Annotated in this window: 22 protein-coding genes; 20 read left to right on the top strand and 2 right to left on the bottom strand. The window is 71.7% G+C overall.

Translation table 11 applies throughout. The features are described from left to right. The first annotated feature begins 27 nt into the window (after positions 1–27). The 14 genes from ACIQOW_RS22135 (at position 28) to ACIQOW_RS22070 (ending at position 14,229) form a co-directional block, all read left to right on the top strand. Positions 28–1,212, top strand: a complete 1,185-nt coding sequence (locus ACIQOW_RS22135) for a glycosyltransferase family 4 protein (RefSeq protein ID WP_401087504.1) — start codon at positions 28–30, stop codon at positions 1,210–1,212. 95 nt (positions 1,213–1,307) lie between these two features. Next, positions 1,308–1,676 carry a 5-carboxymethyl-2-hydroxymuconate Delta-isomerase gene (locus ACIQOW_RS22130; RefSeq protein WP_401087502.1) on the top strand — a complete coding sequence of 123 codons (369 nt, stop codon included), beginning with the start codon at positions 1,308–1,310 and terminating at the stop codon, positions 1,674–1,676. Between the two features lie 29 nt (positions 1,677–1,705). Next, entirely contained in the window at positions 1,706–2,251 is a 546-nt protein-coding gene (locus tag ACIQOW_RS22125; protein ID WP_401087501.1) for a hypothetical protein, read from the top strand. A gap of 128 nt (positions 2,252–2,379) precedes the next feature. Continuing rightward, positions 2,380–3,291, top strand: coding sequence for a pyridoxal 5'-phosphate synthase lyase subunit PdxS (gene pdxS / locus ACIQOW_RS22120; protein WP_401087499.1), 912 nt, complete (start codon positions 2,380–2,382; stop codon positions 3,289–3,291). 93 nt (positions 3,292–3,384) lie between these two features. Then, positions 3,385–4,008, top strand: a complete 624-nt coding sequence (gene pdxT / locus ACIQOW_RS22115) for a pyridoxal 5'-phosphate synthase glutaminase subunit PdxT (protein WP_188301513.1) — start codon at positions 3,385–3,387, stop codon at positions 4,006–4,008. A gap of 98 nt (positions 4,009–4,106) precedes the next feature. Then, on the top strand, positions 4,107–4,865 hold the full coding sequence (locus ACIQOW_RS22110; RefSeq protein ID WP_401087496.1) for a YebC/PmpR family DNA-binding transcriptional regulator: 759 nt from the start codon (positions 4,107–4,109) through the stop codon (positions 4,863–4,865). 151 nt (positions 4,866–5,016) lie between these two features. Continuing rightward, a complete protein-coding gene (ruvC, locus tag ACIQOW_RS22105; RefSeq protein ID WP_401087740.1) occupies positions 5,017–5,583 on the top strand; it encodes a crossover junction endodeoxyribonuclease RuvC in 567 nt (188 codons plus the stop codon). Continuing rightward, positions 5,580–6,191: a Holliday junction branch migration protein RuvA gene (ruvA, locus tag ACIQOW_RS22100; protein WP_401087494.1), complete on the top strand. Its 612-nt coding sequence runs from the start codon at positions 5,580–5,582 to the stop codon at positions 6,189–6,191. Before ruvC ends, ruvA begins: the two co-directional genes overlap by 4 nt. A 54-nt stretch (positions 6,192–6,245) precedes the next feature. Beyond that, positions 6,246–7,331 (top strand): Holliday junction branch migration DNA helicase RuvB, encoded by a 1,086-nt coding sequence (ruvB, locus tag ACIQOW_RS22095; protein WP_401087492.1) that lies wholly within the window; start codon positions 6,246–6,248, stop codon positions 7,329–7,331. Positions 7,332–7,591: 260 nt separating this feature from the next. Continuing rightward, on the top strand, positions 7,592–8,008 hold the full coding sequence (gene yajC / locus ACIQOW_RS22090) for a preprotein translocase subunit YajC (protein ID WP_401087490.1): 417 nt from the start codon (positions 7,592–7,594) through the stop codon (positions 8,006–8,008). Positions 8,009–8,155: 147 nt separating this feature from the next. Then, positions 8,156–9,931, top strand: a complete 1,776-nt coding sequence (gene secD / locus ACIQOW_RS22085; protein WP_401087489.1) for a protein translocase subunit SecD — start codon at positions 8,156–8,158, stop codon at positions 9,929–9,931. Between the two features lie 4 nt (positions 9,932–9,935). Beyond that, a complete protein-coding gene (gene secF, locus ACIQOW_RS22080) occupies positions 9,936–11,024 on the top strand; it encodes a protein translocase subunit SecF (protein WP_401087487.1) in 1,089 nt (362 codons plus the stop codon). 32 nt (positions 11,025–11,056) lie between these two features. Further along, positions 11,057–11,623 (top strand): adenine phosphoribosyltransferase, encoded by a 567-nt coding sequence (locus tag ACIQOW_RS22075; protein WP_401087485.1) that lies wholly within the window; start codon positions 11,057–11,059, stop codon positions 11,621–11,623. Positions 11,624–11,781: 158 nt separating this feature from the next. After that, positions 11,782–14,229 carry a RelA/SpoT family protein gene (locus ACIQOW_RS22070; protein ID WP_401087483.1) on the top strand — a complete coding sequence of 816 codons (2,448 nt, stop codon included), beginning with the start codon at positions 11,782–11,784 and terminating at the stop codon, positions 14,227–14,229. An 85-nt stretch (positions 14,230–14,314) separates the two neighbouring features. On the opposite strand, the gene ACIQOW_RS22065 is transcribed toward ACIQOW_RS22070, so the two are convergent. Beyond that, positions 14,315–15,544 carry a DUF349 domain-containing protein gene (locus ACIQOW_RS22065; RefSeq protein ID WP_401087482.1) on the bottom strand — a complete coding sequence of 410 codons (1,230 nt, stop codon included), beginning with the start codon at positions 15,542–15,544 and terminating at the stop codon, positions 14,315–14,317. Positions 15,545–15,809: 265 nt separating this feature from the next. Continuing rightward, positions 15,810–16,658 carry a peptidylprolyl isomerase gene (locus ACIQOW_RS22060; protein ID WP_401087480.1) on the bottom strand — a complete coding sequence of 283 codons (849 nt, stop codon included), beginning with the start codon at positions 16,656–16,658 and terminating at the stop codon, positions 15,810–15,812. A 249-nt stretch (positions 16,659–16,907) separates the two neighbouring features. Here ACIQOW_RS22060 and ACIQOW_RS22055 point away from each other — a divergent pair, with 249 nt between their 5' ends. The 6 genes from ACIQOW_RS22055 (at position 16,908) to ACIQOW_RS22030 (ending at position 23,730) form a co-directional block, all read left to right on the top strand. Further along, positions 16,908–17,615 (top strand): MBL fold metallo-hydrolase, encoded by a 708-nt coding sequence (locus ACIQOW_RS22055; RefSeq protein ID WP_188296894.1) that lies wholly within the window; start codon positions 16,908–16,910, stop codon positions 17,613–17,615. A gap of 11 nt (positions 17,616–17,626) precedes the next feature. After that, entirely contained in the window at positions 17,627–18,889 is a 1,263-nt protein-coding gene (gene hisS / locus ACIQOW_RS22050) for a histidine--tRNA ligase (protein WP_401087478.1), read from the top strand. Then, positions 18,886–20,676 (top strand): aspartate--tRNA ligase, encoded by a 1,791-nt coding sequence (gene aspS / locus ACIQOW_RS22045; RefSeq protein WP_401087476.1) that lies wholly within the window; start codon positions 18,886–18,888, stop codon positions 20,674–20,676. Before hisS ends, aspS begins: the two co-directional genes overlap by 4 nt. A gap of 95 nt (positions 20,677–20,771) precedes the next feature. Then, positions 20,772–21,278, top strand: coding sequence for a GNAT family N-acetyltransferase (locus ACIQOW_RS22040; protein ID WP_188296891.1), 507 nt, complete (start codon positions 20,772–20,774; stop codon positions 21,276–21,278). A gap of 164 nt (positions 21,279–21,442) precedes the next feature. Next, positions 21,443–22,261 carry a polyphosphate kinase 2 gene (ppk2, locus tag ACIQOW_RS22035; protein WP_401087474.1) on the top strand — a complete coding sequence of 273 codons (819 nt, stop codon included), beginning with the start codon at positions 21,443–21,445 and terminating at the stop codon, positions 22,259–22,261. Positions 22,262–22,299: 38 nt separating this feature from the next. Beyond that, complete coding sequence (locus ACIQOW_RS22030) at positions 22,300–23,730, top strand: replication-associated recombination protein A (protein WP_401087472.1); 1,431 nt, start codon at positions 22,300–22,302, stop codon at positions 23,728–23,730. Positions 23,731–23,903 lie beyond the last annotated feature (173 nt).

Here is a 23,903-nt window from a genome sequence, read left to right as displayed (position 1 = left end):
ACTTGTCCGAAGGAGCTTGAGGAACCCGTGAAGATCGGCATCGTCTGCCCGTACGACTGGGACGTCCCCGGTGGGGTGCAGTTCCACATCCGGGACCTGGCCGAGCACCTGATCAGCCTGGGGCACGAGGTGTCGGTGCTGGCGCCGGCCGAGGACGACGAGGCGCTGCCGCCGTACGTGGTCCCGGCGGGGCGGTCGGTGGCGGTGCCGTACAACGGGTCGGTGGCGCGGCTGAGCTTCGGGATCCTGTCGGCGGCGCGGGTGCGGCGGTGGCTGCACGACGGGCGCTTCGACATCCTGCACGTGCACGAGCCGGCCGCGCCGAGCCTGTCGATGCTCGCCGCGTGGTCGGCCACCGGGCCGATGGTGGGGACCTTCCACACCTCCAATCCGCGCTCGCGGGTGATGATCGCGGCCTCGCCGATCCTCCAGCCGGGCCTGGAGAAGATGCGGGCCAGGATCGCGGTGTCGGAGTACGCCCGGCGGACCCTCGTGGAGCACCTGGGCGGGGACGCGGTGGTGATCCCGAACGGCGTGGACGTCGGGTTCTTCGCGGGGGCCGAGCCGGACGAGCGCTGGATGGGCCACGCGGCGAAGGGGGAGCCGGGCACGATCGGCTTCATCGGCCGGATCAACGAGCCGCGCAAGGGCCTGCCGACACTGCTGGCGGCGCTGCCGGGGATCCTGGCGGAGCGCCCCGGGGTGCGGCTGCTGGTGGCGGGCAAGGGCGACGAGGAGGAGGCGGTCTCCGGTCTGGCGCCCGAGGTGCGCCGCCAGGTGGAGTTCCTCGGCATGGTGAGCGACCGGGAGAAGGCCAGGCTGCTGCGCAGCGTGGACCTGTACGTGGCGCCGAACACCGGTGGCGAGAGCTTCGGGATCATCCTGGTCGAGGCGATGTCGGCGGGTGCGCCGGTGCTGGCGAGCGATCTGGACGCGTTCAAGCAGGTGCTGGACGGTGGCGAGGCGGGCGAGCTGTTCCCGGTGGAGGACGCGGACGCGCTGGCCCGTACGGCGCTGCGGCTGCTGGGTGACCCGGTGCGGCTGGGGGAGCTGCGGGAGGCGGCCTCGCGGCACGTGCGGCGGTTCGACTGGTCGACGGTCGGCGCGGACATCCTCTCGGTGTACGAGACGGTGACGGCCGGCGAGGCGGCGGTGGTCGAGGAGGACGTCCGCAACGGGTGGCGCGGCCGGTTCGGCCTGGCCAGGGACTGATCCCCCCGGCGGCGGCCTCCGGGGGCCTGCGAGGTCAGGCGGCCGGCCGGGTTAGGGTCGGGCGACCGTACCGCTTCACCGCATGGGGGCCTCCGATGCCGCAGATTTCCGTCGACTACTCGGCCCGGCTGGCCGGCACCTTCGACCGCAGGGGCCTGGGCCTGGCGATCAACGAGCTGGCGGAGAGGACCATCGGCGCGAAGCCGGACTCCTGCCGGACGGTGTTCCGGCAGAGCGAGATGCTGCTGGTCGGCACCGGCGGGATCGCCGACGACGCCCAGGTGTACGTCGAGTTCCAGCTCTTCCCGGGCCGTACGCCGGAGGCGAAGGCGGCGCTGAGCGAGGGCGTGCTGGCGCTGCTGGCCGAGTACGTCCGGCCGGAGCCGGGGACCCGGCTGTTCACGGCGGTGAACATCGCGGACATCGACCGGGAGAGCTACCGGAACGCGACCGCCCGGGGCTGAACCGGTGACACCCGGTAACGTAGCGGCTCGTGACTACCTGGATCTGGGCCGGCGTGGCCGTGGTGCTGTTCGGCATGTACCTGAGTTGGACGGCAGGGCGCCTGGACCGGCTGCACGCCCGGATCGACGCCGCGCGGGCGGCGCTGGACGCGCAGCTGGTCCGCCGGGCCTCGGTGGCGATGGAGCTGGCGACGTCCTCGCTGCTGGATCCGGCGGCCTCGCTGCTGCTGCTGGACGCGGCACACGCGGCCCGGCAGGCCGAGGACGAACAGCGCGAGGTGGCGGAGAGCCAGCTGAGCCTGGCGCTGCGGGCGGTGTTCGAGGAGCCGGAGCAGGTGGCGGCGCTGGTGGCCGAGCCGGGCGGCGAGGACACGGTTCGTGATCTGACGGCCGCGGCGCGGCGGGTGCCGATGGCCCGCCGGTTCCACAACGACGCGGTCCGGGCGGCGCGGGCGGTGCGGGAGCACCGGCTGGTGCGTTACTTCCGGCTGGCGGGGAAGGCGCCGTTCCCGTTGGCGTTCGAGATGGACGATGCTCCGCCGCCCGCTCTTACGCCCGAGGGATCGCCTGCTTAGGGTGTCCCCCGGATACGGCCCGTTTGTCGTGTCCCGTCGTCCTGGCTGGACTTGGTGGCGCATGGAGGCGCGATCGGGTCTGCCTACCATAGGGCGATAGCACTGGTTCATTTCGAGTGAGGTCTCACGTGTCCACCACCCCCACCACCGCAGACCAGCCGCAGATCGGCACCGCCCGGGTCAAGCGGGGCATGGCCGAGCAGCTCAAGGGCGGTGTGATCATGGACGTGGTCAACGCCGAGCAGGCCAAGATCGCCGAGGATGCCGGAGCGGTGGCCGTCATGGCCCTGGAGCGGGTTCCGGCGGACATCCGCAAGGACGGCGGCGTGGCCCGCATGTCCGACCCGAACATGATCGAGGAGATCATCGAGGCGGTCTCCATCCCGGTGATGGCCAAGTCCCGCATCGGTCACTTCGTCGAGGCCCAGGTGCTCCAGTCGCTGGGTGTCGACTACATCGACGAGTCCGAGGTGCTGACCCCGGCCGACGAGGTCAACCACTCGGACAAGTGGGCGTTCACCACCCCCTTCGTCTGCGGCGCCACCAACCTGGGCGAGGCCCTGCGCCGCATCGCCGAGGGCGCGGCCATGATCCGCTCGAAGGGCGAGGCCGGCACCGGCAACGTCGTCGAGGCGGTCCGCCACCTGCGCCAGATCAAGAACGAGATCGGCAAGCTGCGCGTCCTGGACAACAACGAGCTGTTCGCCGCGGCCAAGGAGCTGCGCGCCCCGTACGAGCTCGTCAAGGAGGTCGCCGAGCTCGGCAAGCTGCCGGTGGTGCTGTTCTCCGCCGGTGGCGTGGCCACCCCGGCCGACGCCGCGCTGATGCGCCAGCTGGGTGCCGAGGGCGTCTTCGTCGGCTCCGGCATCTTCAAGTCGGGCGACCCGGCCAAGCGCGCGGCCGCCATCGTGAAGGCCACCACCTTCTTCGACGACCCGAAGATCATCGCGGACGCCTCCCGCAACCTGGGCGAGGCCATGGTCGGCATCAACTGCGACACCCTGCCGGAGACCGAGCGCTACGCCAACCGCGGCTGGTAGTCACCACCCCCTGAGCCGGCCCGCCGCAGCGCTTCGGCGCGCGGCGGGCCGCGCCACGTAGTCCGTCGTAACGATCGATTGAGGTTGAAGACCGTGAGCACTCCTGTCATCGGCGTCCTCGCCCTCCAGGGCGACGTCCGAGAGCACCTGGTGGCGCTGGCCGAGGCCGACGCGCTCGCCCGTCCGGTGCGCCGCGCCGAGGAGCTGGCCGAGGTCGACGCGCTGGTGATCCCCGGCGGGGAGTCCACCACGATGTCCAAGCTGGCGCTGCTGTTCGGCGTGATGGACCCGGTGCGCGAGCGGGTCGCGGCCGGGATGCCGGTCTACGGCACCTGCGCGGGCATGATCATGCTGGCGGACAAGATCCTGGACGGCCGCGACGACCAGGAGACCGTCGGCGGCATCGACATGACGGTGCGCCGCAACGCCTTCGGCCGCCAGAACGAGTCCTTCGAGTCCGGGGTCGAGTTCGCGGGCCTGGACGAGGAGCCGGTGCACGGCGTCTTCATCCGCGCCCCCTGGGTCGAGGCGGTCGGCGCCGGCGTCAAGGTGCTGGCCGAGCTGCCCGCCGCGGACGGCCCGGAGAGCCGGATCGTCGCGGTGCGTCAGGGAAACCTGCTGGCCACCTCGTTCCACCCGGAGCTGACCGGCGACCACCGGGTGCACGCGTACTTCGTGCGGATGGTCGAGGAGCACCTCGCCGGGGCCGCGCACTGACCGTGTCGGCCGCGCGCTGACTGTGTGCGCCCCACCGGTGACGACACCGGTAAGATCTCATCTGTTCATTTCCCTTTGGCGACGTAAAGGAGCTGGCGATGTCCGGCCACTCTAAGTGGGCTACCACCAAGCACAAGAAGGCCGTGATCGACGCCAAGCGCGGCAAGCTCTTCGCCAAGATGATCAAGAACATCGAGGTGGCTGCGCGCACCGGCGGTCCCGACCCGCAGGGAAACCCGACCCTCTACGACGCCATCCAGAAGGCGAAGAAGAGCTCGGTCCCGATCGACAACATCAACCGCGCCGTCAAGCGCGGTGGCGGCCTGGAGGCCGGCGGCGCCGACTACCAGACCATCATGTACGAGGGCTACGGCCCGAACGGCGTCGCGGTTCTGATCGAGTGCCTCACCGACAACCGCAACCGCGCCGCCTCCGACGTGCGCGTCGCGATGACCCGCAACGGCGGCTCGATGGCAGACCCGGGCTCGGTGTCGTACCTGTTCAACCGCAAGGGCGTCGTCGTCGTCCCCAAGTCCGACGGCGTGGACGAGGACAAGCTCTTCGAGGTCGTCCTGGACCAGGAGCCGGAGGAGATCAACGACCTCGGCGACTCGTTCGAGATCGTCTCCGAGGCCTCGAAGATGGTCGCCGTGCGCACCGCGCTGGTCGACGCCGGCGTCGACTACGACTCGGCCGAGGCGAACTTCCTCCCCAGCATGCAGGTCGAGCTGGACGTCGACGGCGCCCGCAAGATCCTCAAGCTGATCGACGCGCTGGAGGACAGCGACGACGTGCAGAACGTCTTCGCCAACTTCGACATCTCCGACGAGGTCGGCGCGCAGCTCGACGCCGAGTGACACGCCTTCGGTCGATCGACGGCGAGTGACCGTTCTCACTGCCCGGCCCGGTGGTCCCTGGACCACCGGGCCGGTGTCGTCGGTGGGGTTGTCGGACCCGGGCGGTAGCCTGCGGAGGTCCTTCGTGGCGAGCAGCAGGGAGACGGGACGAGTGGTACGGGTACTGGGCGTGGACCCGGGGCTGACCAGGTGCGGGGTCGGCGTGGTCGAGGGCGCGCCGGGCCGGCCGCTGCGGATGGCCGGGGTCGGCGTGGTGCGCACCCCCGCCGACGCCGGGATCGGGCAGCGGCTGCTGCTGGTCGAGCAGGGCATCGAGGCCTGGCTGGACGAGCACCGGCCCGACCTGGTCGCCGTCGAGCGGGTCTTCGCCCAGCACAACGTGCGCACCGTGATGGGCACCGCCCAGGCCAGCGCGGTCGCGATGCTCTGCGCCACCCGGCGCGGCATCCCCGTCACCCTGCACACCCCCAGTGAGGTCAAGGCCGCCGTCACCGGCTCGGGCCGGGCCGACAAGGCGCAGGTCACCGCCATGGTGCAGCGCCTGCTGCGGCTGGACGCACCGCCCAAGCCCGCCGACGCCGCCGACGCGCTGGCGCTGGCCATCTGCCACATCTGGCGCGGCGGGGCCACCAACCGGCTGGAGGCCGCGGTGCAGGCCGCCCGCACCACCTCCCGCACCAGCCCCCGTACCACTTCCGTGAGAGGCACCGTCCGATGATCGCCTTCGTGCAGGGGCCCGTGGCGGCCATCTCCTCCGGGCTCGCGGTGGTCGAGGTCGGCGGGGTCGGCATGGCCGTGCAGTGCACCCCGAACACCCTGGCCGGGCTGCGGCTGGGGGAGCCCGCCCGGCTGGCCACCTCGCTGGTGGTCAGGGAGGACTCGCTGACCCTGTTCGGCTTCGCGGACGACGACGAGCGCGCCGTGTTCGAAATCCTCCAGGCCGCGCCCGGCGTCGGCCCCAAGCTGGCGCAGGCGATCCTCGGCGTGCACAGCCCCGACGCGCTGCGCGCGGCGATCGCGGGCGGCGACGAGAAGGCACTGGTCGCCGTGCCGGGCATCGGCAAGGCGAAGGCGGCCAAGCTGCTGCTGGAGTACAAGGACAAGCTCGGCGCCCCGCACGGCGCCGTCCCGGCGCAGAAGCCGATCGCCGCCGGCCCGGCACCGTGGAGCGAGCAACTGCACTCCGCGCTGACCGGTCTCGGCTACGCCCCGCGCGAGGCGGACGAGGCGGTCGCCGCCGTCACCCCGGAGGCCGAGGCCCAGGCGGCGCCGGACGTCGGCGCCCTGCTCAGGCTCGCCCTGCGCGGCCTCAACCGCGCCCGCTGACCCATCTGACGATCTGTCCCTTTGTCGACACCGGAGACTCTGGAGCCCGCGACGATGTACGACCCGGAACCCGCCGACCGGCTGGTCACGGCTGCCGCCGACGGTGAGGACCAGGCGGTGGAGGCGGCGCTGCGCCCCAAGCTGCTGGACGAGTTCATCGGCCAGGAGCGGGTGCGCGAGCAGCTGTCGCTGGTGCTCCAGGCCGCCCGCAAGCGCGGCAGCGCGCCCGACCACGTGCTGCTGAGCGGGCCGCCCGGACTCGGCAAGACCACCCTCTCCATGATCATCGCCGCCGAGCTGGGCGCGCCGATCCGGATCACCTCGGGCCCGGCCATCCAGCACGCGGGGGACCTCGCGGCGATCCTCTCCTCGCTCACCGAGGGTGAGGTGCTCTTCCTCGACGAGATCCACCGGATGTCCCGGCCGGCCGAGGAGATGCTCTACATGGCGATGGAGGACTTCAGGGTCGACGTGATCGTCGGCAAGGGGCCGGGCGCCACCGCCATCCCGCTGGAGCTGCCGCCCTTCACCCTGGTCGGTGCCACCACCAGGGCCGGCCTGCTGCCGCCCCCGCTGCGCGACCGCTTCGGCTTCACCGGGCACATGGAGTTCTACGCCCCGGCCGAGCTCCAGCGGGTGGTGCACCGCTCGGCCGCGCTGCTGGACGTGGAGATAGACCCGGCCGGCGCGGCCGAGATCGCCGGGCGCTCGCGCGGCACGCCGCGCATCGCCAACCGGCTGCTGCGCCGGGTCCGGGACTACGCCCAGGTCAGGCACGACGGGGTGGTCACCGTGGAGATCGCCGCCCAGGCGCTGGACGTCTACGAGGTGGACGCCCGCGGTCTGGACCGGCTGGACCGCGCGGTGCTGGGCGCGCTGCTGCGGCTGTTCGGCGGCGGCCCGGTCGGTTTGTCGACACTCGCGGTCGCCGTGGGGGAGGAGTCCGAGACGGTCGAGGAGGTCGCCGAGCCGTTCCTGGTCCGCGAGGGCCTGCTCGCCAGGACCCCGCGCGGTCGGATCGCCACCGCCGCCGCCTGGCAGCACCTCGGCCTGACTCCACCGGCGCAGACCCACCCGGTCCAGACCACTCGGGGAGGCGTCCCGGCCCAGTCGGAGCTGTTCCCGGCAGACGAGAGTTGACCGCCATCGGCTGAACGGGTGACTCGGCCCGGTCGGTTCCCGCCCGGTGCTTCCCTGTCGGCACAGGGAGGAGCCCGGAACGAGGTCCGGGGAATCCGTGCAGGAGGAGGCTCGCCACTTTCGGCGGCATGATGCGATGCTTGGCGTTGTCCGATCGATTCGGGGTCGCCTAGACTCCGCCGGACCGCCCCTCTCACCTGACGGGCCGACCAATACCACACAGGCCGCCGGCCGGCGGCCCGTAAAGGACCCTGGCTGCAGTGAACCTCATCATCCTTCTCCTCCCGATCATCGCGATCGTGCTCATGTTCCGGTCGCAGAAGAAGCGCCAGCAGCAGCAGCAGCAGATGCAGACCTCGCTGGAGCCCGGGGCGGGGGTGCGCACCATCGGCGGCCTGTATGCCCAGGTGAAGGCGGTCAACGAGGAGACCATCGAGCTGGAGATCGCGCCCGGCGTGGTCACCCACTTCACCAAGAGCGCCATCGCGGCCGTCCTGGACCCCCAGGAGTACGACGCGATCATCAACGGCCGCCCCGCGGATGACGAGCTGCCCGAGCCGGAGGCCGAGGAGGCCGAGCCGGCCGACGCCGAGCCGGCCGAGGACAAGCCGCTGACGCTCACCAAGGACAGCGCCGCGAAGGGCGATGCCGAGGGCGGGGCTCCCGCGAGCAAGTAGTACGGCCGGGCAACCCGCCCGGCCGCGCGGCGCAGTGCCGCGAGCCCACAGGATCTCAGGGCCGCACAACCGCCGTACCCCCGTCCTGCCATGCGCAGGCCGGGGGTACGGCCGGGGAAGTGGCATGGACAGGGAGAAACGAGCAAGGTGGCAACACCCAAGTCGCGCCCGCGCGACGGCTACCCAGGGCGGGCGCTGGCCCTCATCCTGGTCGTCACCGTCGGACTGGTCGCCCTCATGTTCGGGACGGGCACCACCAAGCCCCGGCTCGGGATCGACCTCGCCGGTGGCACCAGCATCACGCTGACCGCGAAGTCGACCGATCCCAAGGCGCTCAGCAAGTCCAACATGGACACCGCCGTCGGGATCATCGAGCGTCGCGTCAACGGGATGGGTGTCTCGGAGGCGGAGGTCCAGACCCAGGGCTCGGACACGATCATCGTGAACATCCCCAAGGGCGGCGACCGGCAGAACGCGGCGGACCAGGTCGGTACCACCGCGAAGCTGTTCTTCCGTCCGGTCCTGGCCGTGGCGCCCAGCGGCGTCACCGCTCCGGAGCCCACCGGCACCCCGTCCGCCGGCGCCACCGGCACCCCCGCGGCGACCCCGTCCGCCGGCGCCACGACCGGTACCCCGTCCGCGAGCGCCACCAAGCAGGGCCGCGCCGAGAGCGAGGCGCTGGCCGCCGAGGGCTCCAGCCCGTCCGCCGCCGCGAGCGCCGCGCCGTCCGCCCCCGGCAGCGCGGCCCCGACGGCCCCGGCCACCCCGCCGAGCGCCGCCGACCTCACCGCCGCGATGACCCAGGGCACCGTGCCGCCCGAGCTCACCGCCGCGTTCGCCGCCCTGGACTGCTCCAAGCCCGAGGTCCGCGCCGCCCAGACCGGCGCCGATGACAAGGCCGTCGTCGCCTGCTCCCAGAAGGACGAGAAGGGCTACTACGAGAAGCTCGCCCTCGGCCCCGTGGCCGTGAAGGGCTCGGACGTCGAGAAGGCCCAGGCCGGCATCGACACCCAGACCGGCGCCGGCTGGCAGGTCCAGCTCCAGTTCAACGGTGCCGGCACCGACGCCTTCTCCAAGGTCACCGGCCAGCTGGCCAGCCAGGCCCCGCCGACCAACCAGTTCGCCATCGTGCTGGACAACCAGGTCGTCTCCCACCCGCAGGTCAACGGACCGATCCCGGGCGGCAGCGCGGTCATCACCGGCCAGTTCAAGCAGGCCGAGGCGCAGGACCTCGCCAACGTGCTGGGCTACGGCGCGCTGCCGCTGGAGTTCAGCAAGAGCGACATCACCACCGTCTCCCCAGCGCTCGGCAGCGACCAGCTCAAGGCCGGCCTGGTCGCCGGCCTGATCGGCATGGTGCTGGTGGTCGCCTACTCGCTGATCTACTACCGCGGCCTCGGCCTGGTCTCGATCGCCGGTCTGCTCGTCTCGGCGGCCCTGACCTACTCGATCATGAGCCTGCTCGGCAACGCGATCGGCTTCGCGCTGAACCTGCCGGCGGTCTGCGGTGCGATCGTCGCGATCGGCATCACCGCCGACTCCTTCATCGTGTACTTCGAGCGCATCCGCGACGAGGTCCGCGAGGGCGCCCCGCTGCGCCCGGCGGTCCAGCGGGCCTGGCCGCGCGCCCGGCGCACCATCCTGGTCTCGGACTTCGTGTCCTTCCTCTGTGCCGCCGTGCTCTACGTGGTCTCGGTCGGCAAGGTCCAGGGCTTCGCGTTCACCCTGGGTCTGACCACGGCGCTCGACGTCGTGGTGATCTTCCTCTTCACCAAGCCGATGATCACGCTGCTGGCCCGCCGGAAGTTCTTCCTGGAAGGCCACCCGTGGTCCGGTCTGGACCCGAAGCGGCTGGGCGCCCGCCCGCCGCTGCGCAGCAGCCGTCGCCGTAGCCCCTCCTCTTCCGCCGTGAAGGAGGCCTGACACCGTGTCACGCTTCTCCAACCTGGGTCACCGGCTCTACCAGGGTGAAGTCAGCTTCGACTTCGTCGGACGCCGCAAGCTCTGGTACTCCATCTCCGGCGTGATCGTCCTGGTCGCGGCGATCGGTCTGGCCATGGGCCTGCACCTGGGCATCGAGTTCAAGGGCGGCTCGGTCTACACCGTGTCCAAGCCCGGCCTGACGGTCTCCCAGGCGCAGGACACCGCTGACGGGGTCGTCGCCTCGCACCCGCTGGTGCAGTCGACCGACAACGGCAAGATCCGCATCCAGGTCAGCACCGAGGAGACGAAGAGCTCGGACCAGATCCGCTCCGAGCTCTCGCAGAAGCTCGGCGTGCCGCTGGACACCGTCGAGGCCCAGGTGATCGGCCCCAGCTGGGGCAAGCAGATCTCCCAGAAGGCGCTCACCGGTCTGATCGTCTTCATGGTCCTGGTGACGGTCTACCTGGCGATCGCCTTCGAGTGGCGGATGGCGGTGTCCGCCCTGGTCGCCCTCATCCACGACCTCCTGATCACCATCGGGGTGTACGCCCTGGTGGGCTTCGAGGTCACCCCGGGTACGGTGATCGGCTTCCTGACCATCCTCGGGTACTCGCTCTACGACACGGTCGTCGTCTTCGACACCGTGAAGGAGAACACCAAGGACCTCACCAAGCAGAACCGGCGCACCTACAGCGAGGCCGCCAACGCGGGCCTCAACCAGACCCTGGTGCGCTCGCTCAACACCACCGTGGTGGCGCTGCTGCCGGTCGCCGCGCTGCTGTTCATCGGCGGCGGCTTCCTGGGCGCCGGCACCCTGAACGACATCTCGCTCGCGCTGTTCATCGGTCTCGCGGCCGGTGCCTACTCCTCGATCTGCGTCGCCACCCCGCTGCTGGCGCAGCTCAAGGAGGAGCAGCCGGAGATGAAGGCGCTGCGCAAGCGGGTCCTCCAGCACCGGGCCGCGGCCGCCAAGGCCGAGGCCGCCACCGGGGCGGACGAGGACCTGACGGGCGAGGAGCAGCCCGCGGGTATGGTCGGACAGCGCGGCTCGGCCGGCACGCGTGCCAAGGGCCGTCCGTCCACCAAGCGCTGAGCCCGACCACGACCGCGAGGCACCACCAGACCGTGAAGGACACCACCGTGACCACCGCCGACACCGCACTGGCCGAGCTGCTGAACAGCCGGATCCGGGACGTCCGGGACTACCCGAAGCCGGGCGTGCTGTTCAAGGACATCGCGCCGCTGCTCGCCGACGCCGAGGCCTTCGGCGCCCTCACCAGGGCGCTGGCGGACCGGGCGAAGGAACTCGGTGCGACCAAGGTGGTGGGCCTGGAGGCGCGCGGCTTCGTGCTGGCGGCCCCGGCGGCCTTCGCGGCCGGGCTCGGCTTCGTGCCGATCCGCAAGCAGGGCAAGCTGCCCGGCGAGGTGTTCCGGCGCTCGTACGAGCTGGAGTACGGCTCGGCGACGCTGGAGGTGCAGTGCGACGCCTTCGCGCCCGGTGAGCGGGTGCTGGTGGTGGACGACGTGCTGGCCACCGGCGGCACCATCGGTGCCTCGCTGGACCTGGTGAAGGAGGCCGGGGCCGAGCTGGCGGGCGTCGTGGTGCTGATGGAGCTGGGCTTCCTGGACGGCCGCGAGCGGCTGGCCGGGCACCTCGACGGCGCTCCGCTGGAGACGCTGGTCACGGTCTGAGGGACCTGTCGGGAGGACGGCGGTCGGAACATCCGACCGCCGTCCTCCCGTTTCCTGGCCCGGCCGGATGAACACCGGGGCGCCCGGCTCGGTACCATGAAGATTCATCCCCTCCCGGTTGTACCCGACCGTTCGGGTCTCGGCAGGGGCCGGCCCCGGTGCCCCAGGAGTTGTCCTTGCCCGACGAGGTTGTGCCCACGGCCCCAGCGGCCGCCCCCGAAGACCGTCCCACGCCCTCGGGGGCCACCCCGGTACGCCCGGCGCCGACCTCCTCGCGTTCGCTCGGCCCCTCCGGCCGCGGCTCCACCGGCGGCATGCGGGCACGGCTGGCCCGCCTCGGCGGCCAGCGCACCAGCGTGCTCAACCCCGTCCTGGAGCCGCTGTTCCGCTCGATCCGGGCCAACGACCCCAAGGCCGACCCGGCGCTGCTGCGGGACATCGAGCGCGCCTACGCGGTGGCCGAGAAGTGGCACCGCGGGCAGAAGCGCAAGAGCGGCGACCCGTACATCACCCACCCGCTGGCCGTCGCGACGATCCTGGCCGAGCTCGGCATGGACGCCGCGACGCTGATGGCCGGGCTGCTGCACGACACCGTGGAGGACACCGACTACGGCCTGGAGACCCTGCGCAAGGACTTCGGCGACTCGGTGGCCCTGCTGGTGGACGGCGTCACCAAGCTGGACCGGGTCAAGTTCGGCGAGGCCGCGCAGGCCGAGACCGTCCGCAAGATGGTCGTGGCGATGGCCAAGGACCCGCGGGTCCTGGTGATCAAGCTGGCCGACCGGCTGCACAACATGCGCACGATGCGCTACCTCAAGCGGGAGAAGCAGGAGAAGAAGGCCCGCGAGACGCTGGAGATCTACGCCCCGCTGGCGCACCGGCTGGGCATGAACACCATCAAGTGGGAGCTGGAGGACCTCGCCTTCGCGATCCTCTACCCCAAGATGTACGACGAGATCGTCCGGCTGGTCGCCGAGCGCGCCCCCAAGCGGGACGAGTACCTGGCGACCGTCATCGACCAGGTCCAGGCGGACCTGCGGGGCGCCCGGATCACCGCCTCCGTCACCGGCCGGCCGAAGCACTACTACTCGGTCTACCAGAAGATGATCGTCCGGGGCCGGGACTTCGCCGAGATCTACGACCTGGTGGGCATCCGGGTCCTGGTCGACACCGTCCGCGACTGCTACGCGGCGCTGGGCACCATCCACGCGCGGTGGAACCCGGTGCCGGGGCGGTTCAAGGACTACATCGCGATGCCCAAGTTCAACATGTACCAGTCGCTGCACACCACGGTGATCGGCCCCGGGGGCAAGCCGGTCGAGCTCCAGATCCGCACCTTCGACATGCACCGGCGGGCCGAGTACGGCATCGCCGCGCACTGGAAGTACAAGCAGCGCGCTGTCGCCGGGGCCTCCAAGGTCCGCACCGACACCCCGACCCAGGTCCGCAAGGACGACAAGGCCGGCGCCGTCAACGAGATGGCCTGGCTGCGGCAGCTGCTGGACTGGCAGAAGGAGACCGCGGACCCGGGCGAGTTCCTGGAGTCGCTCCGCTTCGACCTGGCCAGCAACGAGGTCTTCGTCTTCACCCCCAAGGGCGACGTGATAGCCCTGCCGGCCGGGGCGACCCCGGTCGACTTCGCCTTCGCGGTGCACACCGAGGTCGGCTACCGGACGATAGGCGCCAGGGTCAACGGGCGGCTGGTGCCGCTGGAGTCGACCCTGGAGAACGGCGACACCGTCGAGGTCTTCACCTCCAAGGCGGAGAACGCGGGACCGTCCAGGGACTGGCTGGGCTTCGTCAAGTCACCCCGCGCCCGCAACAAGATCCGCGCCTGGTTCTCCAAGGAGCGCCGCGAGGAGGCGATCGAGCACGGCAAGGAGGCGATCGTCCGGGCGATGCGCAAGCAGGGCCTGCCGATCCAGCGGATCCTGACCGGCGACTCGCTGGTCACCCTGGCCCACGAGATGCGCTACCCCGACATCTCCTCGCTCTACGCGGCGATCGGCGAGGGCCACGTCGCCGCGCCGAACATCGTGCAGAAGCTGGTCCAGGCGCTCGGCGGCGAGGAGGGCGCGACCGAGGACCTGGCGGAGACCGCCACCCCGACCCACGACAACCGCCGCGCGGTGCGCCGCCGGGCCAAGGGCGACCCCGGCGTGATCGTCAAGGGCGTCGAGGACGTCTGGGTCAAGCTCTCCCGCTGCTGCACCCCGGTGCCGGGCGACCCGATCGTCGGCTTCGTGACCCGCGGCAACGGCGTCTCGGTGCACCGCGCCGACTGCGTCAACGTGGAGGCGCTGAACCAGCAGCCGGAGCGGATGATCGACGTCGAGTGGGCGGCCACCCAGTCCTCGGTCTTCCTGGTGGCCATCCAGGTCGAGGCGCTGGACCGCTCCAGGCTGCTCTCGGACGTCACCCGGGTGCTCTCCGACCAGCACGTCAACATCCTGTCGGCGGCGGTGCAGACCTCCAGGGACCGGGTGGCGATGAGCCGCTTCACCTTCGAGATGGGCGACCCGAAGCACCTCGGCCACGTGCTCAAGGCGGTGCGCGGCGTCGAGGGCGTGTACGACGTCTACCGGGTCACCTCCGCCCGCAAGTAGCCGGGCTCTCCGCCCGCGACGGGTACGCGCGAAAGGCCCCCGGGATCGCTCCCGGGGGCCTTCGTCGTCCAGCGCGCCGAGGCGATCAGCCGCTGAACTCCTCCTGGCTCCTCTGCGCCTGCTCCAGCAGCGTCCGCACACCGGACAGCTCGGACTCCAGCTTGGCGATCCTGGAGGCGTTGCCGGCCGCGCGGGCCTTGTCCAGGTCGGCCTGGATCTTGTCGGCCTTCGCCTCGAACAGGCCCACCATGCCGGCCGCGCGGGCCTTGGCCTCCGGGTTCGAGCGCTTCCACTCGGCGTCCTCGGCCTCGCGGATGGCCCGCTCGACCGTGTTCAGCCGGCCGTCCAGCTTCGGACGGACCTCGCGCGGCACGTGCCCGATCGCCTCCCAGCGCTCGTTGACCTCGCGCAGCGCGGCCTTGGCGGCCTTGAGGTCGGTGAACGGCAGGATCGCCTCGGCCTCGGCGGCCAGCGCCTCCTTGAGCTTCTGGTTCTCCACCTGCTCGGCGTCCCGCTCGCTGAACACCGCGGAGCGGGCCTGGAAGAAGACGTCCTGGGCACCGCGGAACCGCGCCCACAGCTCGTCCTCGATGTCCCGCTGGGCCCGGCCGGCGGCCTTCCAGCGCGCCATCAGGTCGCGGTAGGCGGCCGCGGTGCTGCCCCAGTCCGTGGACGAGGACAGCGCCTCGGCCTCGGTGACCAGCGACTCCTTGGTCTGCCGGGCCTTCTCGCGCTCGGCGTCCAGGGTGGCGAAGTGCGCCTTGCGGTGCTTGGAGAAGACCGAGCGGGCGTGCGAGAAGCGGTGCCACAGTTCGTCGTCGCTCTTGCGGTCCAGCCGCGGCAGGCCCTTCCAGGTGTCCACCAGGGCGCGCAGCCGGTCCCCGGCCTCCCGCCACTGGGTGGACTCGGCGAGCTGCTCGGCCTCGGTGACCAGGGCTTCCTTGGCCGAGCGGGCCTCGTCCTGGGCCTTGGCGCGGGCGGCCTTGCGCTCCTCACGCCGGCTCTCGATCTCGCCGGTGAGCGTGTCCAGCCGCTTGGCCAGGGACTCCAGGTCACCGACCGCGTGCCCCTCGACCACCTGGGCGCGCAGGTGCTCCAGCGCGGCCTGGGCGTCCTTGGCGGCCAGGTCGGTGGTGCGCACCCGCTTCTCCAGCAGGCCGATCTCCACCTCGATGCCCTGGTACTTGCGCTCGAAGTAGGCGAGGGCCTCCTCGGGCGAGCCGGCCTGCCAGGAACCGACGACGCGTTCACCGTCGGCCGTCCTGACGTAGACCGTGCCCTGCTCGTCCACACGGCCCCACGGGTCGCTGCTCATAGCGCGTCCTCCACATGACGTCGCGCCCGCGCCGGGGCGGCGCGCGTCCGTCGTCCACAGTTGATGTGCGACGGACCGAAAGAGTCCGCCGTCCCCGTCCGCCGTGCCTTGCTGCCGAGGGTGACGGCTAGGCGGGTCCGGGCACCCTATACAACGCCAACATAGGCGACCGGGACCGGTGCTGTCCGCATCCGGGCCGGGCGATTTCGGGCCGGGGCCGTGCCGGGGCGGCGCGCCGGCCGCTCACGGACGACCCCGGGGTCGGTCAACCCTTCGCCACCGTAACGGAGTTGAAGGTGACGTCGGCCATCGGGTGGCCGTCAGGGGCGCCCTCCAGGGTGCCCGCGGCGGCGATCTTCTGCACCACGTCCAGACCGCCGGTGATCTTGCCGAACGGGGTGTAGTTCGGCGGCAGCTTGGTGTCCTTGTAGACCAGGAAGAACTGACTCCCGTTGGTGCCGGCGCCGGAGTTGGCCATCGCCACGGTGCCGGCCGGGTAGGTGGCGCCGGTCAGGTTCTCGTCCGCGAACTTGTAGCCGGGGCCGCCGGTGCCGCCGGGGACGGTCGCGCTGGCGGTCGGGTCGCCGCACTGGAGCACGAAGATGCCGTCGGTGGTGAGCCGGTGGCACTTGGTGTGGTCGAAGTACTGCTCGCCGGCCAGGAAGGCGAAGGAGTTCACGGTGTGCGGGGCCTTGGCAGCGTCCAGCGCCACCGTCACCTTGCCGCAGTTGGTGTCCAGCGTCATGGCGTACGAACCGCTCGGGTCGATCGTCATGGCCGGCTCGGCCTGCCACTGCTTGCCGTTGGGCGCGCCCGGCGCCGGGGCGGCGCAGCCCTCGACCGGCTTGCGGGTCGGGGTGGTGGGCTCGTCGGTGGAGGTCGGCGCCGCCTGGGGGGTGTTCGCGGCCGAGGCCTTCTTGTCGCCCTTGTCGTCCGAGCTGAACGCGCCGGTGGCGATCAGCGTGCCGCCGCCGGCCAGCACCACCACGGCGAGCGAGGCGCCCAGGATCGTGTTGCGGCGCTTGCGCGCGGCCGCGGCCGCGACCCGGCGTTCCATCTGGCGCTCGTACTTGTCGCGGGCGAGCTGCCGCCGCCGCTGTTCGCTGCTGACCACGGGCCGTGTCTCCTACGCATGTGCGGGAAAAGTGGACGGATTCCGGAGCGGATCATCGCATCCCTCGGCGGCCAAGTGTAGGGACCGGGCCTGTAAGAACGCGGTGAACCTGTCAGGCGGCGCCGCTCCGCCACCCTTGTCTGGTTCGCAACCGGACCCGGAGCGCCGGTAGGCTGCACCTGAATCATCACTGGCCGCATCACCACTGGTAGGCGCCGCAGCCGACCGCCGCACACCCGAAGGACGCGCGTGTTCATCGCCGGATTCCCCGCTGGAGCCTGGGGCACCAACTGCTACCTGGTCGCTCCCGCGGCGGGCGAGGAGTGCATCATCGTCGATCCGGGCCACCAGGCGGCGCACGGCGTCGAGGAACTGCTCCGCGAGCACCGGCTGAAGCCCGTCGCCGTGCTGCTCACCCACGGCCACATCGACCACGTGGCCTCGGTGGTCCCGGTCTGCGGCGCCCGCGGCGTCCCGGCCTGGATCCACCCCGAGGACCGGTACATGATGTCCGACCCGGAGAAGGCGCTCGGCCGCTCCCTGGGCACCCAGCTGATGGGCGAGCTCACCGTCGGTGAGCCCGACGACGTGCGCGAGCTGACCGACGGCAGCGTGCTGGAGCTGGCCGGCCTGAGCCTCACCGTGGACCACGCCCCGGGCCATACCAAGGGGTCGGTGACCTTCCGGACGCCCGGTGCCGAGGACCTCCCCCCGGTGCTGTTCTCGGGCGACCTGCTGTTCGCCGGCTCCATCGGGCGTACCGACCTCCCGGGCGGGGACAGCGGAGCGATCATGGACTCGCTGGCCCGGGTGTGCCTGCCCCTCGACGACTCCACCGTGGTCCTCTCCGGCCACGGCGGTCAGACCACCATCGGCCGCGAGCGCGCCACCAACCCCTACCTCCGACAGGCAGCGGGGGCGGCCGGCGCCCCGGCTTTCCCGCGACGAGGAATGTGACGGAAGAGAAGTTGAGCACCTTCACCGCCCCCAAGGGCACCTACGACCTGCTGCCCCCCAGCTCCGCGACCTTCCTGGCGATCCGCGAGCGCATCGCCGCGCCCGCCCGCCGGGCCGGCTACGGCTACGTCGAGACCCCGGTCTTCGAGGACGTGAAGCTGTTCTCCCGCGGCGTCGGCGAGTCCACCGACATCGTCACCAAGGAGATGTACAACCTCACCACCAAGGGCGGCGACGAGCTCGCGCTGCGCCCCGAGGGCACCGCCTCGGTGCTGCGCGCCGCGCTCCAGGCCAACCTGCACAAGCAGGGCAACCTGCCGGTCAAGCTCTGGTACTCCGGCTCGTACTACCGCTACGAGCGCGCGCAGAAGGGCCGCTACCGCCAGTTCTCGCAGGTCGGCGCGGAGGCGATCGGCGCGGAGGACCCGGCGCTGGACGCCGAGCTGATCATCCTGGCCGACGACGCCTTCCGCTCGCTGGGCCTGAGCGACTACTCGCTGCTGCTCAACAGCCTGGGCGACCGGCAGTGCCGCCCGGTCTACCGTGCCGCGCTGATCGAGTTCCTCTCCGGGCTGGACCTGGACGAGGAGACCCGCCGCCGCGCCGGGATCAACCCGCTGCGCGTCCTCGACGACAAGCGCGAGTCGGTGCAGGCCCAGCTGGTCGGCGCGCCGATGCTGCGCGACTACCTGTGCGAGGACTGCAAGGCGTACGACGAGAAGGTCCGCGAGCTGCTCACCGCGGCGGGCGTGGCCTTCGTGGACGACCCCAAGCTGGTGCGCGGCCTGGACTACTACACCCGCACCACCTTCGAGTTCGTGCACAACGGCCTGGGCGCGCAGTCCGCGATCGGCGGCGGCGGCCGCTACGACGGCCTGTCCGAGATGATCGGCGGCCCGGAACTGCCGTCCGTCGGCTGGGCGCTCGGCGTGGACCGCACCTTCCTCGCGCTGGAGGCCGAGGGCGTCACCCTCGACCTGCCGGCCGCCACCTCCGTCTACGCCGTCGCGCTCGGCGAGGAGGCCAAGAACGTCCTGTTCGCCAAGGTGGTCGAGCTGCGCCGGGCCGGCGTGGCCACCGACCTCGCCTTCGGCGTCAAGAGCATCAAGAACGCCATGAAGTCCGCCGACCGGTCCGGCGCCCGCTTCGCCCTGATCGCCGGGGACCGGGACCTCGCCGAAGGCGTCGTCCAGCTCAAGGACCTCACCACCGGCGAGCAGTCCCCCGTCGCCCTCGACGCACTCGTCACCACCCTGAAGGAGAAGCAGCTGTGATCCGCACGCACGACGCGGGCACGCTCCGCCCGGAGCACGCAGGCACCACCGTCACCCTGGCCGGCTGGGTCGCCCGCCGCCGCGACCACGGCGGCGTCGCCTTCATCGACCTGCGCGACGCCTCCGGCACCGTGCAGATCGTGGTCCGCGACCTCGACTCGGTCCACGGCCTGCGCGCCGAGTACTGCGTCAAGGTCGTCGGCGACGTCCGGGTCCGCCCCGAGGGCAACGAGAACCCGGACATCCCGACCGGCGCGGTCGAGGTCGTCGTCAGCGCGATCGAGGTGCTCTCCGAGGCCGCCCCGCTGCCCTTCCCGGTCGCCGAGTACGAGCCGGGCACGGTCAACGAGGAGGTCCGGCTGCGCTACCGCTACCTGGACCTGCGCCGCGAGGGCCCGGCCAAGGGCCTGCGCCTGCGCTCCAAGGTCAACAACATCATCCGCCGGGTGATGGAGGAGAACGACTACCTCGACATCGAGACGCCGTACCTCACCCGCTCCACCCCCGAGGGCGCCCGCGACTTCCTCGTCCCGGTCCGCCTCCAGCCCGGCCACTGGTACGCCCTGCCGCAGTCGCCCCAGCTGTTCAAGCAGCTGCTGATGGTGGCCGGCATGGAGCGCTACTACCAGATCGCCCGTTGCTTCCGCGACGAGGACTTCCGCGCCGACCGGCAGCCGGAGTTCACCCAGCTGGACATCGAGGCCTCGTTCGTCGACCAGGAGGACGTCCTGGCCCTCGGCGAGAAGATCGTCGGCTCCGTCTGGCGCGAGGTGCACGGCTACGAGATCCCGAACCCGCTGCCGCGGATGACCTACGCGGACGCCATGGGCCGCTACGGCTCGGACAAGCCGGACGTCCGCTTCGGCCAGGAACTCACCGACCTGACCGAGTACTTCAAGGGCACCGGGTTCCGCGTCTTCCAGGCCCCGTACGTCGGCGCCGTGGTCATGCCCGGCGGCGCCTCGCAGCCGCGCAAGCAGCTGGACGCCTGGCAGGACTGGGCCAAGGCGCGCGGCGCCAAGGGCCTGGCGTACGTCCTCATCGACGCCGAGACCGGCGAGCTGCGCGGCCCGGTCGCCAAGAACCTCTCCGCGGAGCACCTGGCCGGCCTCGCCGCCGCCGCGGGTGCCAAGAACGGCGACGCGGTCTTCTTCGCGGCCGGCAAGGAGCGCCCCTCGCAGGAGCTGCTCGGCGCCGCCCGACTGGAGATCGGCCGCCGCTGCGAGCTGATCGACGAGTCGAAGTGGGCCTTCCTCTGGGTGGTCGACTTCCCGATGTTCGAGCCGATCGAGGACGACAAGGGCCAGTTCCAGGGCTGGCACGCGGTGCACCACCCGTTCACCGCCCCGACCGCGGAGTCGCTGGCCACCTTCGACACCGACCCGGGCTCGGCCCTCTCCAACGCCTACGACCTGGTCCTGAACGGCTCGGAGCTGGGCGGCGGTTCGATCCGTATCCACCAGCGCGACGTGCAGAAGCGGGCGTTCGACGCGATCGGCCTCTCCGAGGAGGAGGCGGCCTCGCAGTTCGGCTTCCTGCTGGACGCCTTCAACTACGGCCCGCCGCCGCACGGCGGTGTCGCCTTCGGCCTGGACCGCATCGTCACGCTGCTGGGCGGGTACGACACCATCCGCGACGTCATCGCCTTCCCGAAGACGTCCACCGGTGGCGACCCGCTGACCGGTGCCCCGACCCCGATCACCCCGGCGCAGCGCCGCGAGGCCGGCGTGGACGCCAAGCCCAAGGTTCGCGAGGACGTCAAGCCCGAGGCGCAGCCCAAGGCCTGACGCCGCGTCATCCGCTAACCTGCAACGGCCCCGGACGGCTCACCCGCCGTCCGGGGCCGGTCCACAACGGTGTGTGACACAGGGAGGGTTGACTCATGCAGGTCACAACGAGAGTCGAATGTCCGGAGGACGCCCCGGCGACCAGACGCGTCCACATGGCCGCGTTCCCCGGTCCTGACGAGGCGGACCTGGTGGACGCGCTGCGCCGCGACCCCGCCTGGCTGCCCGGGCTGTCCGTGGTCGCCACGGACGGCACCGGTCTGGTGATCGGGCACGCGCTGCTGACCCGGCTGCGGGTCGGCGACGGCAAGGCGCTGGCGCTCGCGCCGGTCGCGGTGGCGCCCGAGTGGCAGCGCCGCGGCGTCGGCGAGCTGGTCGTCCGGGCCGTGCTGGAGGCGGCCGAGGACGCGGGCGAGAAGCTCGTGGTCGTCCTCGGAGATCCGGAGTACTACGAGCGGTTCGGCTTCGCGCCGGCCGGACGGCACGAGGTCACCGGCCCGTTCGAGGTGCCGGAGGCCTACTTCCAGGCGCTGCCGCTGACGGCGTACGACGGCGGCCCGCGCGGGCTCTGCCGCTACCCCGAGCCCTTCGTCTCGGTCTGAGGCGCGTCCTGGGAAAACCCCGGGCGCCTCTTCCTCGGGGGCCTCTCCCCAGGGCCGGTCCACAAGACCGGCCCCGGTCGCCACGGCCACGCCGATCTGCGGATTCGGCCGTCGGCGCCTACGGTGAGTGCTCATCAGCATTCAGCCGGACGGAGGACCCGAGGGTGACGAGGCAGCAGCGGACCGAGAAGCCGGAGAAGCTGGCGAGGAAGCCGTACGAGCGGGAGCTGCTGCGGCTCCAGCAGGAGCTGGTGAAGCTCCAGGAGTGGGTGCGGGTCGAGGGTGCCAGGCTGGTGGTGGTCTTCGAGGGCCGCGACGCCGCCGGCAAGGGCGGGGCGATCAAGCGGGTCACGGAGTACCTGAACCCCCGCATCGCCAGGGTCGCGGCGCTGCCCACGCCGACCGAGCGGCAGAAGACCCAGTGGTACTTCCAGCGGTACGTCGAGCACCTGCCGGCCGCGGGGGAGATCGTGCTGTTCGACCGCAGCTGGTACAACCGCGCCGGCGTCGAGCGCGTGATGGGCTTCTGCAGCGACGAGGAGTACTGGCAGTTCCTGCACCAGTGCCCGACCTTCGAGCGGATGCTGAGCGAGTCCGGCACCCTGCTGCGCAAGTACTGGTTCTCGGTGAGCGACACGGAGCAGGAGCGGCGCTTCCGGGGGCGGCTGGAGGACCCGATGAAGCGCTGGAAGCTCTCCCCGATGGACGTCGAGTCGATCACCCGCTGGGAGGACTACTCGCGGGCCAAGGACGAGATGTTCATCCACACGGACACCCCGGACTCGCCCTGGCACGTGGTGGAGAGCGACGACAAGCGCCGGGCCAGGATCAACATGATCGCCCACCTGCTGTCCACCGTGTCGTACCACGAGATCAAGGCCCCGCAGATCGAGCTGCCGCCCCGCCCCGAGTCGCACGGCTACCAGCGTCCCCCGCGCGACCTCCAGCGGTACGTCCCCGACCACGCCGCCGGCCTGGCGTAGCGAACCGGGCTGTCGTGGCCCTCGCATAGGCTTCCGGTGTGGACGAACCGGACCTCTTCACCGCCGCAGCCGAGGAACTCCAGACCAGGGAGCCGGGCCGGGCGCCCCTGGCCGTACGGATGCGCCCGCGCACCCTGGACGAGGTGGCCGGGCAGCGGCAGCTGCTGAAGCAGGGCTCGCCGCTGCGCCGGCTGGTCGCGGGCTCGCGCGGCCCGGCGGCGACCAGCTCGGTGATCCTCTGGGGGCCGCCCGGCACCGGCAAGACCACCCTGGCGCACGTGATCAGCCAGGCGGTCGAGGGCCGCTTCGTGGAGCTGTCCGCGATCACCGCAGGGGTCAAGGAGGTCCGGGCGGTGATCGACGGCGCCCGGCGGGCGGTCGGGATGTCGGGCCGGGAGACGGTGCTCTTCCTGGACGAGATCCACCGTTTCTCCAAGGCCCAGCAGGACTCGCTGCTGCCGGCCGTGGAGAACCGCTGGGTCACCCTGATCGCGGCGACCACCGAGAACCCGTACTTCTCGGTGATCTCCCCGCTGCTGTCCCGCTCGCTGCTGCTCACCCTGGAGTCGCTCACCGACGAGGACATCCGCGCGCTGCTGCGCCGTGCGGTGGCCGACGAGCGCGGTCTGGAGGGCGCGCTGGAGCTGACCGCGGAGGCCGAGGACCACCTGGTGCGGCTGGCCGGCGGGGACGCCCGGCGGGCGCTCACCACGCTGGAGGCGGCGGCCGGGGCGGCGCTGGAGAAGGGCGAGCCCGGCATCACGCTGGCCACCACCGAGACGGCCGTCAACCAGGCGGCGGTGCGCTACGACAAGGACGGCGACCAGCACTACGACGTGGCCAGCGCGCTGATCAAGTCGATCCGCGGCAGCGACGTGGACGCCACCCTGCACTACCTGGCGCGGATGATCGAGGCGGGGGAGGACCCGCGCTTCATCGCCCGCCGGCTGATGATCTCGGCCAGCGAGGACGTCGGCCTGGCGGACCCGACGGCCCTCCAGACGGCGGTGGCGGCGGCCCAGGCGGTGGCCCTGATCGGCTTCCCCGAGGCCCGGATCATCCTCTCCCAGGCGGCCATCGCGCTGGCCCTGGCGCCCAAGTCCAACGCCGCCTACCTGGCGATCGACGCGGCGCTGGCGGACGTCCGGCAGGGCCTGGCCGGCGCGGTCCCCGCGCACCTGCGGGACGCCCACTACGGCGGCGCCGGCAAGCTCGGCCACGGCAAGGGCTACCGGTACCCGCACGACCTGCCGGAGGGCATCGCCGCCCAGCAGTACGCGCCGGACACGGTGCACGGCAGGGAGTACTACCAGCCGACCAGGCGCGGCGGCGAGGCCAGGTACGCGGACGTGGTGGAGTGGACGCGCGGCCGGCTGCGGGGCGAGCGCCGGGTGGAGAAGAAGGCCGAGCGGAAGCCGGAGAAGCCGGACGGGACGGCCGAGGCGAAGCCCGGGGAAAAGGGCGAGTGATCCACCGGTATACTCGGTCGGAGTGCCATGTCCCGGGACGGCGGCGGGGGAGACCCCACCGACCGGCCGCACCAGCGGGGCACCGGCCGTAGGCCTCCCCAGGGAGGCCCGCACCAGGAGCGTCGCGCACCGTTTTCGGTGTCGCGGGCTGCCCAGGATCCTGGGCCGGCCCG

The sequence above is a fragment of the Kitasatospora sp. NPDC091335 genome, from assembly GCF_044757205.1.
Lineage (GTDB): Bacteria > Actinomycetota > Actinomycetes > Streptomycetales > Streptomycetaceae > Kitasatospora.
This window is presented reverse-complemented; position numbering and strand designations above follow the sequence as displayed.